This window comes from Sorangium sp. So ce131 (assembly GCF_051519095.1).
Lineage (GTDB): Bacteria > Myxococcota_A > Polyangia > Polyangiales > Polyangiaceae > Sorangium.
In genome coordinates this window covers 4,515,690-4,527,880 of the sequence record NZ_CP150455.1, presented here as the reverse complement: position 1 = coordinate 4,527,880, position 12,191 = coordinate 4,515,690, and the positions used below count along the sequence as shown (strand labels likewise).

Genomic DNA, 12,191 nt, shown 5'->3' with positions numbered 1-12,191 from the left:
CGCCATTTCCGCGCGCCCGGCGCGGCCGCCTTCCGAGAGCTCGTCATGGCCGCTCACCGCCTCCGCCGGGGCGTCGACATCGCGACCCCCTCCAGCGCCGCCTTCGCCGGGCTGTCCGGCAGCGGCTCGATGCTCCGCACCGCGTCGCCGCAGAGCCGCGACGCGAGCTCCAGGCAGTCGTCCACGACCCGCTGCTCGACCATGATCCGCGCGATGCGCCGCCCGAGCTCCGGCTCGACCGCGGCCTCCTCCGCCGCGCAGTGCGCCTCGAGGGCGGGCGTGAGCTCGCGGTCGCGCTCCATGGCGAGCAGGAGCGGGTACGTCATCTTGCCCTCGCGCAGGTCCGTGAGCAGCGCCTTGCCGGTCGCCTCCGGATCCCCCGCGAAGTCGAGCACGTCGTCGACGAGCTGGAACGCGACGCCGAGGCTCGTGCCGAAGCCCTCGAGCGCCGTGCACATCGGCTCGCTCACGCCGCCCGCGCGCGCCCCCGCGAACATCGCCCAGCGGAACAGCGACGCCGTCTTGCCGTCGACGATCTGGAAGTACTCGCTCGTGCTCGTGCGCACGCGGCCCCGCGACGCGAGCTGGAGCGCCTCGGCGATGACCATCTCCTTGACCACCTGGAGCACCCGCTCGAGCACGCCCGGGATGCCGGCCGCCTGGATCCGGGAGAGCGCGTCGAGCAGCAGGTAGTCGCCGCCGAAGATCGAGGCGGCGTTGCCGTAGATGACGCGCGCCGCGTCCGCGCCGCGCCGCCGGTCGCCGAGATCGACCACGTCGTCGTGGAGCAGGGTCGCATTGTGCACGAGCTCGACCGCCACCGCGAAGGTCCGCGCGGCGTCGTTGAAGCCGCCGCCGATGTGGGCGGCCAGCGCCACGCAGATCGGCCGCAGCCGCTTGCCGCTCAGCCCGAGCAGGTGGCGCGCGCTCTGGTGCGCCGGCGTGCCGCCGTCCAGCCCGACCTTGGAGAGCTCGCGCTCCACGTCGGCGAGATCGCCGTCGAGCAGCCGCCGGAGCTCCGCGAGCCGCGCGGCGAGCGAGTCGAGCCCGCGTCCAGCGCACATGCTCCCGAGGCTCGAGACGACATCGCTCCGCTGGACCGTCCCAGTAAACGTTGTAGTCGCAGTCATCCCATCTCCACCTGGAAGCGCGAGCGCGTCGCTGCGCCCCGCACCGCGCGGGGCGCATGCAGCGGTCGAGCCCTCCGAAATCACGAGCCCGCTAGGCCCCTCGCCGCGCTCTCACGGCGCGGATCGGGAACCGGACCAGGTCCCCGAACCGCGAGAAATCCACGGTCCTGCTCTTGATGAACCCGTCGAGCGCCGTCTGCGCGACGATGACGAACGAGAGGAGCCGCTCGACGCGATCGACGCTGATCCGGGCGGCGTCGCTCGGTGGCAGGCTCTCGAGCAGCTCGGACGCCCGCTCCAGCCGCTCCCGCACCGAGTCGGCGATCAGCCGCTCGCGCTCGGCGAACACCTTGGAGATCATCTTCCAGAAGTCCGTCTCGGCTTCGAAGAACTCCTTCCGCTCGCCCGGTTTCCATACTCTTCGTACTACACCCCACCTCTGGAGTTCTGTCAGCGACATACTCATCGCCCCGGAAGAAACCTGCAGCCGCTCGCCGATTTCCGCGGCTGGCAGGGCTTCGCCCGCGATGAACAGCACGGTCCAGATGCGACCGAGCACCCGCCGGAAACCCCAGTGCTCGATGACGTCGCCGATCGCGTCGGCGGCGAGCAGCTCGGCCTGGCGCTGGATGTCACGTGAAGAGCTCATTGAACTTTCAAAATTTTCTGAAGGAACTGTGTGGGCCAAGTTGGACTCGCGTCAAGAGAATCCCGAACGTCCTCGGCGAATAGCGGACGGGCGGCGCCGGCGCGGGCCGACGCGCGCCTGGGTTCGGCGGCGGCGGGCGGGGGGCGGCGTCTCGTTGTGGGGGCTGTCGGCTGCTCTTGGTGCGGCGCTCGGCCGGCGTCGGCGTGGCGCTCGGGCCGAGCGTCAGCTCATGACCGCATCCGGGCGGCGAGGTCCCGGTTCTGCTGGAGCAGCGCCTCGGGCATGCGCGCGCCGAACGACTCCAGGAACGCCGCGCGCTCGCGCGCCTCCTCGAGCCACGCGTCGGGGTCGACGGCGAAGAGCTCGCGCATCGCCTCGTCGTTCACGTCGAGGCCGCTCGTGTCGAGCTCGCCGTCGGCGGGCATGATCCCGATGGGCGTGTCGCGGCCCGTTGCGTCCCCGCGCACGCGCGCCGCGATCCAGCGGAGCGCGCGGAGGTTCTCGCCGAAGCCGGGCCAGAGGTACTTGCCCGACTCGCCCTGGCGGAACCAGTTCACGTGGAAGATCTTCGGGAACCCCGCGCGGCCCTGGCCGAGCTCGATCCAGTGCCGGAAGTAGTCGCCCATGTTGTATCCGCAGAAGGGGCGCATCGCCATCGGGTCCCGGCGGACGACGCCCACCTTGCCGGTCGCCGCGGCGGTCGTCTCCGACGCCATCGTCGCGCCCAGGTAGACGCCGTGCACCCAGTCGCGCGCCTCGTAGATGAGCGGCGCGAGCCGCGCGCGGCGGCCGCCGAAGATGATGGCCGAGATCGGCACGCCCGCCGGGGCGTCGAACTCCGGCGAGATCGAGGGGCACTGGCGCGCGGGCGCCGTGAAGCGGCTGTTCGGGTGCGCCGCCGGCTCCTTGCTCTCCGGCGTCCAGCGGTTGCCTTTCCAGTCGGTGAGCGCCGGCGGCACCGGGCCGTCGAAGCCCTCCCACCACGGCGTCCCCTCCGGCGTGAGCGCGACGTTCGTGAAGATCGAGCTCCTCGACAGCGTCGCCAGGGCGTTCGGGTTCGTCCTCGAGCTCGTCCCGGGCGCCACGCCGAAGAAGCCCGCCTCCGGGTTGATCGCCCAGAGCCGGCCGTCGGGGCCGATCCGCAGCCAGGCGATGTCGTCGCCGACGGTCCACACCTTCCAGCCCTTCTGCGACGCCGGCGGCACGAGCATGGCGAGGTTCGTCTTGCCGCAGGCGCTGGGGAACGCCGCGCACATGTACGTCACGCGGCCCTCCGGATCCTCCAGGCCGAGGATGAGCATGTGCTCCGCGAACCACCCCTCGTCGCGGGCCATGGTGCTCGCGATGCGCAGCGCGAAGCACTTCTTCCCGAGCAGCGCGTTCCCCCCGTAGCCGGAGCCGATGCTCCAGATGAGCCGCTCCTCGGGGAAATGGCAGACGAAGCGGCGCTCCGGGCTGAGGTCTCCGAGCGAGTGCAGCCCTCGGCAGTAGTCCTCGGAGCTGCCCAGCGCCTCGAGCGCGACCTTGCCCATGCGCGTCATGATCCGCATGCTCGCGACGACATAGGGGCTGTCGGTGATTTCGACGCCGACCTTCGCCGACGGCGACCCCGCCGGCCCCATCAGGTAGGGCACGACGAACATCGTCCGTCCCTTCATCGCCCCGTCGAACAGCCGGCCGACCTTCTGCGAGGCCTCCTCCGGCGACATCCAGTTGTTCGTCGGGCCCGATTCCTCTTTATCCCGAGAACAGATGAACGTGAGGTGCTCAGTCCGAGCGACGTCGGTCGGGTGGCTCCGGTGGAGATAACAATCGGGGTATCTGTCTGCGTTGAGCGCGACGAGCGTCCCGTCTCCCAGCATCCCCTGGATCAGCGCCCGGTTCTCCTCCTCGGATCCGTCGCAAAAGACGACCCGGTCGGGCCGCGTCTGCCGCGCGACCTCGTCCACCCACGCTGAAAGTTTCCGCTTTTGCATCGTCCCATGCAGCCTAGCCTGGCCGAGATGACCCGCCAAGGGACAGTATCGTTGTAGTAATCCGTCAAACCTGGACGATCTGGCGAATTGAAAGCGCGGTGCGGCGAAGTGTGGTGCGGTGCGGCCGTCGGTTGGTGCTCGGCGCGCGGCGCGCGACGCGCCGGCGGATCTTCGTTCACGCGAGCCGAAAGCAGGGGCGTTCGGCTATGCTGGAGACGTGCAGCGTGTCGTCGACCTCCCTGATCGTGGCAAATTGATCGTCGCCACCGACTTTCAGGGCAACGTCGCGGATTTCGAGCGAATCGCCGACATTTTCGAGCAGGCGGCGGCGGGGCGCGACGGCGCGGTGCTCGTGATAACAGGCGATCTCGTGCACGGCCCCGAGCTCGACGAGAGTGAATGGCCTGACTATCTCGGCTCATTTTACCACGGCGACTCGGTGGGGTTGCTGAAGCAGGCGAAGGAGCTCGCCGATCGCCACCCCGGCCGCGTTCATTACCTGCTCGGCAACCACGAGCACGCGCACGTGGGCGGCCCCGTCGTGGCGAAGTTCTTCCCGGACGAGGCGCAGCGGCTCGAGGAGCTCCTCGGGCCGGAGGACACGCTGGCGATGCGGAGCTGGTTCCGCGGGTGGCCGTTCGTCGCGGTCGCGCACGCGGCGCGGCTCGTGATGCTGCACGCGGCGCCCCACGCGCGCATCCAGAGCCGGCAGGACCTGGAGCGGCTCCCGCTCGACGGGTTCCACGATGTCCCGCTCAACGAGATGACCCTGCAGGGGACACTCGGCGCGCTCCTCTGGGCGCGCACCACCTCGAGCGAGCGCGCCTATGCGTTCCTGCGCGCGATTGACCCGGACGCACGCGTGGCGATCTACGGGCACGACGTCGCGCGCTCGGGGTACGCGATCGAGCGCGAGCCGATGCTCTGCGTCTCCACGAGCTTCGGCTGCTTCGACGGCGACAAGCTCTATTTCGAGTGGGATCTCGCCGAGCCCGCCGAGAGCGCGTCCGACGCCGCGTGGCGCGGGCTCCGGTCGCTCTACCCGGAAGCGCCGCGCGTCCACAGCCAGCCCTGAGCGCCGCGGGCAGCCGCGGCGCCACGCACAGCAGCGCCGCCGCGGGCAGCCGCGAGCAGCGCGGGCGCTCGCGGGCAGCCGCGAGCGGCGTGGGGCTCAGGCGGCCGAGCCGGGAGCGATCTGGGCGGGCGGAGCGGGAGGCTTCGGCGCCGCGTTCGCCTGGCGGCGCTGCGCGAGGACGCCGACGACGGCGAGGAGCACGAGCAGGAGCTGCGCCGCGAGCGTCTCCACGGTCGGGAAGACGCCGAGGGCCGGCACGCCGCGGAACGGCAGCGCGTGGACAGGCACCTTGCCGGCCATCTGGAGCGCGGCCACGCCCTGCCCCGCGAAGATGATCGCGAGCGCGTAGAGGAGGTAGCTGGAGACGCGGAAGAAGACCTGCGGCGGCGCGAAGCGGCCGGCGCGCGAGTAGGCCGCGACGAGCGCCACGAGCACCAGCGCGCCCGCCGCCGCGCCCACGAGGGCGGCCGTCGCGGAGGCGTTCGAGGCGAGCAGGGCCTGGTAGAACAGCACCGTCTCGAACGCCTCCCGGTAGGCCGCGAGCAGCGAGACGCCGAAGAGCGACAGCGCCGCGCGGCGCGGCGAGATCTGCTCCTTCAGGAACTTCATCCAGCGGGCGACCTCGCGCTTCGCGAGCAACGAGTAGCTCACGTAGAAGAGCACCGCCGTCGCGAGCAGCGCCGTCACGCCCTCGATGAGCTCGCGCTGCGCCCCGGAGATCGCGACGAGCCGCGCCGAGGCGAACCACGTGAGGAGGCCGAGCGCGATCGCGGTCACCCAGCCGACGTGCACGTAGCGCCGCCTGTCCGCGAGCCCGGCCTGGGAGGCGATCCCGAGGAGCGCGGCGATGAGCAGCGCGGCCTCGACGCCCTCGCGCAGGAGGATGCCGGCGCTCGAGAGGGCGGTCGAGGCGAAGCTCTTCGGCGCCGAGGAGGGCGACAGGAGCGACTCGGCGCGGCCGACGTCGCGCAGCAGCACATCCATCGCGGCGCCGAGCTCGGCGGGGGACGCGCCGCGCTCGAGGTCGCCGCGGAGCTCCATGCTGCGGGCCTCGAGCGCGGCGGCGAGCGAGGCGTCCGCGGCGCGGAGCGGGGCCTCGATCGGCTCGATGCCCTCGAGGTACGCGTCGATGAGGTGCCCGCGGGCCCCGTCGCGATCGCCCCGCGCGACCGCCTTGCGCGCGCGCTCGAGCTTCACGCGGACCAGGCCGAGCGGGGTGCGGGCGGCCCGATCCTCGTACGGCGCGCGGAGGCGCAGATCGGCGAGCGCGGCGGCCTCGCGATCGGCCGGGACGCCGGCGGCCTTGAGCTCGGCGCGCAGATCGGCGTCGGTGCGCGCCGAGAGCTCGGCGAGCGTGTAGGCCGGCACGCTGTCGGCCGGGGCCGGCGCGACGCCCTGGTGGCGCAGGCCCACGACGTGGAAGGCGAGATCCCAGCGGTCGGCGTCGGAGAGGAAGGTGAACGGGACCATCGCCGTCCCGTCGACGCCGAAGCGGACCGTGCTCACGACGCGGTACGGGGCGATCGCCTCGCCGCGCTCGGGGTCGTGGAAGTTGACCGGGCGCGGCGTGAACGTGGCCGCGCGGGCGGTGTCCGCGCGCCCGGTCTCGCCGTGGCAGGTCGCGCAGTGCTCCAGGTAGAGGCCCTTGCCCCGCGCGGCGTTCGGCGCGGCGCGCGGCGCCTCCTCGATCTGGAAGGCGTTGACGAGCTCGGTCCTGAGGCCCGCGATCAGCGCGGCGACCTCCTCCGGGGGCGCCTTCCGATCGAGCAGCTCGCGCAGCTTCGCGATGCGCGCCGGGACATCGACCTCGCGCCCGGGCGGGATCGCCGGCTGGATGCGCGCCGCGATCTTCGCGCCGTCCGCCGCCAGCGAGAGCTGCTCGTTGTACTCGTCCGGGACGGTGACCACCCCGTTCGCGACCGAGCCGCCGTAGTCGGCGCCGATGTAGCCGAGGATATGCACGAGCCGCTGCGCCTCGACCTCGGGCGGATCGCCCTGATCGGCGCGCGCGCGCGGGGTGCACAGCAGCACGCCAGCCAGGCACAGGAAGGCAACGAGCCGCTGGCCACGCGTGAAGTTGATAGTCATATTCAGCAAAGTTACGTGGGGTGGACGCCGGGATCAAGGCATTGGGCGCGGTCGGCGAGCGCGGGTGTGTGCGGGTCGCGACGTGGGCGCAGGCTGCCCGGCGTCAGGCGGCGACGTCCACGTCGCGGCCTAGCGATCGAGCTCCTCGACGACGGCGGCGACGCCCTGATCGATCTCGGCGTCCGTGAGGAACGGCGCCGGGCCGATGCGGAGCACGTCGCGCCGCGCGTCGACGAGCACGCCGCGGGCGCGGAGGCGCAACACGACGTCGCCCGCCTGCGCGGCGCGGACGGCGACGAAGCCGCCGCGCCGCTCGGGCTCGCGCGGCGAGAGGACGTCGCCGCCGCGGCCCGCGGCGTCGAGGTGGTCGAGGATGCGGCCGGTCTGGCGGAGCGAGATCGCGCGCAGCCTCGGGACGGTGAGGCCGAAGTGATCCCAGTGCGCCAGCACCGCGGCGGCGCGGTAGAGCGCCGAGGGGTCGAACGTGGCGCCCGCGAAGCGCGCGCCGCCCGGCGCGTACGCGACGCCGCCGCCGCCGCCCGCGAGCGCGCCGAAGTCGCCGAACCAGCCGGTGAAGACCGGGCGGAGCGCGCAGCCGGGAGGGACGCGCAGCCAGCAGATCCCCTCGCCCATCGCCGCGTACTTGTAGCCGCCCGCCACCGCGAACACGTGCGGCGCCGCGCGGCCCCACGCGATCGGGACGACGTTGAAGGCGTGGTAGGCGTCGACGAGCGGGACCGCGCCGACCTCGACCGCGCGCAGGACGATCTCGTCGAGGCGCGGCAGGACGAGCGCGCTCTCGAAGAGCACGGCCGAGACCGCCAGCATCGAGGTGCCCGGCGTGAGCGCCTCGAGCAGCCGATCGGCGAGCGTGTCGCGCGGCTCGACGTTCACCCACGCGACGTCGACGCCCTCCTCGGCGAGGCGGGCGAGCTGGCGCCGGAGCGAGTGGAACTCCCCCTGCGTGGTGACGATCCGCTGCCGCTCGCGCCGCGGCAGGGACGTGATCAGCCGGTAGGCGAGCTCGTGCGTGTTCTGGCCGAAGGCGATGGCGTCGCCGCGGTCGAAGCCCATCCGCTCCAGGATCAGCTCGCCGACCGCGGAGAGCTTGGGGAGCACCGCGGCGTCCCACTTGTCGTCGACGAGCCGCGCGGCGTCGTCGAAGCACGCGGCGAGCGCGTCGCGCGCGACGTCGGGCCACGCCTGGTGAGAGTGGCCCGTGAGCAGGATGCGGGGCGCCGCGCCGCCCGCGGGCGCGAGGAAACGCGCGTAGGCCGCGCGCAGCGCGTCGAGGTCGAACGAGAAGCCCTTTTCTGCGTCTCCTTGCATTCCATGTCTCCGGCCGCCGAGGGCGCGACGGACAACGTCGGTCGGCGGGCGCGCGCGCGAGGGGCGCGCCCCCGCTTAACGCACTTCCACCGTCACTTCCACCCCGGCACCCCCGCGTCGCACCGGCGCGCAGCGCGCGAGGTCAGCCGCGGGACGCGCGGCGGAGGTGCGCTCGCGGCGGGTTCCAACATCGTAGGTGGAGGTAGCGCGCGCGGCGCCATGAGGGGCGGCGCGCGTGCCGTCGGGTCGGAGGAGCTGGGGTTTTCATGGTGCGCGAGGATTGCTGCGGCGCGGGAGGGGGGCCGGCGCGCCGTCGCGCTAGACTGCGCGACCTCCCGATGAGACCGCGCGCGGAATACCTCGAAGGGCTGGTCGATCTCACGTCCCACGACGATCCGAACGTCCGGCGCGCGCTCTTCCGGCAGACGGTCGCCTCGCTGGCCCTCGTCGACGCGCTCGACGGCGCGACGCCGCTCGACGCGATCAGCCCGGATACCCTGCTGCGGAGCGTCCAGACCGCCATGGCCGACGGGCTGCTCGACGACCTGAGCTGGCTCGCGCCGGCGGCGGCGAGCGTCGCCCTCTACGAGATCGCCGGCGCGCTCCCGCTCGGGCCCGAGCGGCGCGAGCTCGGCCGACGCGTGCTCGGGCAGATCTACGCCGGCAATGCGGCGACGTTCGTCGCCATCGCAACGCGCATGGCCGCCGGCTCGGCCCGCGGCCTCTCCGGCGCGGGGATCCGCGCCCGCGTCGCGCTCTCGCTCTGGCTGCCCGCCGGCGCCGACATCCCGGTCGATCCGCTCGCGTTGCTGCTCGCCTCGCGGCGCGAGCTGTCGCGCGACTGGATCGCGGCGCCATCGACCGGGTCGCTCGCGGATCGTCGCCTCGCCGCGCGCCTCCTCGAGCGCGCCGCCCGCGAGGCGACGCGGCGGGCCACGCAGGGCGACGACCTGCCGCTGCGCCTCTTCCGCAACGTCGTCGACGGAGGCCGGCGCGATCTCGACCGCAGCTCCGACGGGATCGCGCTCGCCTGGCACACGCTGCTCGCCGATCGCGAGCCGCTCGTCTGGCGCCACATCGCCGCGGCGCGGGGCCTGCTCGCGGGGGTGCTGCCCGCCTTCGCGGAGGAGATGAGCGCGCTCTTCGCGCCCGACCTGTCCCCGACCGAGTGGCGCCGCGGCGCCGCCTCGCTCGCGGCGAGCGTCGCGGTCGATCCGGACGGCGCGCTCCGCCGCGCCGTGGAGATCCTGGGCGGCCCGCTGCTCGCGAAGGACCCCGGCATCGGCATGGCGATGGTGTGGGGCCTCCCCGTCGCGGCGGACGCGGAGCCCGAGGCGGCCGAGGCGCTGCTCGACGCGATCGCGCGCGCGGCCCCGATGGCGGCGGCCGAGGCGATCGTCGAGCTGCGGCACGACCTCCGCGGCCTCGTGGGCCGCGGCGGGCCGTTCGGCGCGCGCGCCGCGGCGCAGTGCGCCCGCGCGCTCGCGGACGCGATCGAGGCGCCGCCCGCCGCGCACGCCCGCGACGACGGGCTCGCGGCGCTCGCGCGCGTCATCCACCGCGACCTCTCGATGGACGGCGCCGGGATCGCGCTGCTGCGCGGCGCGATCGACGGCGCCGTCGCGGCGTTCGTCGAGAGCGGCCCACGCGAGGCGCACGGCCGCGCGCTCGAGGCCTACGGGCTGGCGGCCGAGGTCGTGGGCGCGCTCGAGGAGATCGAGCTGTGCGATCTCGACGACGCGCAGAGCGCCGCCGCGCGCAGGGCCGCGGTGGGGCTCGTGCGCGAGCTCGACACGCAGCTGCTCGGCTCCGACGTGCTGAAGAGCCTCCTCCTCCTGAACCGCCGGCCGAGCGAGGACTCGACCGGGGTCGCCTCGCTGGACGACCTCGACGAGCGGCTCGCCCGCTGGCTGCTGCGCGCCGAGGGGACCGCCGCGCGCGCGGGCGCGTCGCAGCCGCACGTGACCGTGCACCAGCGCAACCTGCGCGCGCTGCTGCACCTCATCGACGGGGAGAGCACCGATTTCGGCGGCGAGCCCGAGCTCAAGGCGCGCGTCCTCGCCCGCTGGACGGGCGCGATCGGGGTGCTGCTCGACCGGCTGCGCGCCGACCGCGGGTCGTCGCTCCGCCGGGCGATCGCCGCGTCCGTCGCCCGCGGCCTCGACGCGCTCGTCCGCGAGGGGGCGGCCGACGCGGCGGACATCTTCCTGCACGCCGCGATGCGCGGCGGCGATCCGGACGACCTGGAGGTGCTCGGCGAGGCGAGCATGCACCCGGACGTGGCCCAGCTGCTGCGCGCCTACGCGCGGTTCGCGCGCGGCGCGCGGCGGGATCGCGCGAGCAACCCGGACAGCGAGCCGGTGTCGTCGCTCCGGTCGGCGCGGCAGGGCGCGCTCCACGCCGAGCTGGCCGAGGCCGAGCGCGCGCGGTCGGCGCTCGCGCGCATCGCCGCCCTCGAGGCGCTCGTCACCGCGCTGCCGGCGGGCGCGTCGCAGCGCACGGAGATCGTGCGCGGCGCGCTCGCCCGCCTCTCGCGCGCGCTCGGGGCGCTGAACACGGCGCGCGCGCTCAGCGGCCTCACCGCGGCGGGCGACGGCGACGTGGACGTGTCGCCGCTGAGCGCCCTGGAGGACGCCCTCACGCGCCTGTCGCAGCTCACCGCCGGCGCCCGCCGGCGCTGCGGGGAGCACCCCGCCTCGGCGGCCTCCGGCGCGACCGAGCCGCTGCGCCTCGCCATCGAGGTCGCGCTGCAGGAGGAAGCAGACGTCGACGACGTCGAGCCGAACCTCGCCGCGCCCATCGAGGCGCTCGTGTCGGCCGCGCGCGCGGGCATCCCGAGCGCGCTCGCCGACGTGGTCGCGCTCGTCGTGCCGCGCGTCGCGACGCTCCCGGTGCGGCGGCCGAGCGCGCCGGGCGGGGTCGCCCTGCTCGATCATCCGCTGCCCGCGTGGCTGCCGAGCCGGCGCACGCTGGGTGGCTTCTACGTGCACCGCCAGCTCGGCGGGGGCTCGCTGGGCACGGTGTTCGTGGTCACGCGCGCGGAGGAGCGGCACGATCCATCCGCGGAGCGCTTCGCGCTGAAGGTGCCGGAGTACGATCACACGGCGGCCCGGAGCGTCTCGGAGGCCGACTTCCTCCGGTTGTTCCGGGAGGAGGCGGGCGCGCTCCTCTCGCTGCCCGATCACCCGAACCTGGCGCGCTTCGTCACCTTCGACGCGGGCGCCCGCCCCAAGCCGATCCTGGTGATGGAGCTCATCGAGGGCATCCGCTGCGACCAGCTGCTCGACGCGCGCGGCCTCACCTGCCGCAGCGCGGTGGCGCTGCTCGACGGTATCCTCGCCGGCCTCGAGGCCATGCACGGCGTCGGCGTCGGCCACCTCGACGTCAAGCCGACCAACGTGATCCTGCGCGGCGGGCGCGAGCCGGTGCTCGTCGATTTCGGCCTCGCGGGCCGCCACATCCGCCCCGGCTGCGCCACCGGGTGTTACGGCGCCCCGGAGATCTGGGGCGTCCTCCCGCAAGGAGCCGTCCCGACGCCGCTGACCGCCGACATCTACAGCTTCGGCTGCCTCGCCTACGAGGTCCTCACCGGGAAGACGCTGTTCGACGCGCCCACCGAGGTCGCGCTGATCACCGCGCACGTCACCCACGACGGCCTGCCCGCGCCGCTCAAGCGCCTCGCCGACAACCCCAGGACGGCGGACATCGCAGGGTTCCTGTTTGCCTGCTTACGCCACGATCCGCGAGCCCGCGCCACGGCGTCTTCGCTGCGCGAGATGCTGCTCCGCCTCACGGGCCAGCTCGCAGACCTGCGGTGGCCTCTCTAACGACAAAGCCCTGAACTGTTGGGGCGGCGACGAACCTCGGCAAGACATTCAGGAAATCCCCGACGTAATTTTCCTCTATTTCCCGCAGCCCAGGACGGGGTTTCGGCGGTAGGCTTT

The 12,191-nt window shown here is 73.7% G+C and carries 7 protein-coding genes; 2 read left to right on the top strand and 5 right to left on the bottom strand.

Annotated elements, in window-relative coordinates; translation table 11 throughout:
- Window positions 1–53: 53 nt before the first annotated feature.
- The 3 genes from WMF43_RS16625 to WMF43_RS16615 form a co-directional block, all read right to left on the bottom strand.
- Window positions 54–1,130 (bottom strand): polyprenyl synthetase family protein, encoded by a 1,077-nt coding sequence (locus WMF43_RS16625; RefSeq protein WP_437681356.1) that lies wholly within the window; start codon window positions 1,128–1,130, stop codon window positions 54–56.
- 91 nt (window positions 1,131–1,221) lie between these two features.
- Window positions 1,222–1,779, bottom strand: a complete 558-nt coding sequence (locus WMF43_RS16620) for a GbsR/MarR family transcriptional regulator (RefSeq protein ID WP_437681355.1) — start codon at window positions 1,777–1,779, stop codon at window positions 1,222–1,224.
- 227 nt (window positions 1,780–2,006) lie between these two features.
- The gene (locus WMF43_RS16615; RefSeq protein WP_437681354.1) at window positions 2,007–3,755 is read right to left on the bottom strand and encodes a phosphoenolpyruvate carboxykinase (GTP); all 1,749 of its coding nucleotides are present in this window, start codon (window positions 3,753–3,755) and stop codon (window positions 2,007–2,009) included.
- A 217-nt stretch (window positions 3,756–3,972) separates the two neighbouring features.
- Between WMF43_RS16615 and WMF43_RS16610 the strand changes: the two genes are divergently transcribed.
- Window positions 3,973–4,830 (top strand): metallophosphoesterase, encoded by an 858-nt coding sequence (locus WMF43_RS16610; protein WP_437681353.1) that lies wholly within the window; start codon window positions 3,973–3,975, stop codon window positions 4,828–4,830.
- 96 nt (window positions 4,831–4,926) lie between these two features.
- Here WMF43_RS16610 and WMF43_RS16605 read toward each other — a convergent pair whose 3' ends face one another.
- Together WMF43_RS16605 and WMF43_RS16600 are read right to left on the bottom strand one after the other, a co-directional pair.
- Entirely contained in the window at window positions 4,927–6,918 is a 1,992-nt protein-coding gene (locus WMF43_RS16605) for an FTR1 family protein (RefSeq protein WP_437681352.1), read from the bottom strand.
- Window positions 6,919–7,047: 129 nt separating this feature from the next.
- Complete coding sequence (locus tag WMF43_RS16600) at window positions 7,048–8,247, bottom strand: aminotransferase class V-fold PLP-dependent enzyme (protein ID WP_437681351.1); 1,200 nt, start codon at window positions 8,245–8,247, stop codon at window positions 7,048–7,050.
- Between the two features lie 338 nt (window positions 8,248–8,585).
- Between WMF43_RS16600 and WMF43_RS16595 the strand changes: the two genes are divergently transcribed.
- Window positions 8,586–12,074 (top strand): protein kinase domain-containing protein, encoded by a 3,489-nt coding sequence (locus WMF43_RS16595; protein WP_437681350.1) that lies wholly within the window; start codon window positions 8,586–8,588, stop codon window positions 12,072–12,074.
- The last annotated feature ends 117 nt before the right edge of the window (window positions 12,075–12,191 follow it).

What these genes read in the sequence shown, in the direction of transcription:
- WMF43_RS16625 (WP_437681356.1), bottom strand. Translation starts at nt 1,130, where the DNA reads ATGACTGCGACTACAACGTTTACTGGGACGGTCCAGCGGAGCGATGTC.
- WMF43_RS16620 (WP_437681355.1), bottom strand. Translation starts at nt 1,779, where the DNA reads ATGAGCTCTTCACGTGACATCCAGCGCCAGGCCGAGCTGCTCGCCGCC.
- WMF43_RS16615 (WP_437681354.1), bottom strand. Translation starts at nt 3,755, where the DNA reads ATGCAAAAGCGGAAACTTTCAGCGTGGGTGGACGAGGTCGCGCGGCAG.
- WMF43_RS16605 (WP_437681352.1), bottom strand. Translation starts at nt 6,918, where the DNA reads ATGACTATCAACTTCACGCGTGGCCAGCGGCTCGTTGCCTTCCTGTGC.
- WMF43_RS16600 (WP_437681351.1), bottom strand. Translation starts at nt 8,247, where the DNA reads ATGCAAGGAGACGCAGAAAAGGGCTTCTCGTTCGACCTCGACGCGCTG.
- WMF43_RS16595 (WP_437681350.1), top strand. Translation starts at nt 8,586, where the DNA reads ATGAGACCGCGCGCGGAATACCTCGAAGGGCTGGTCGATCTCACGTCC.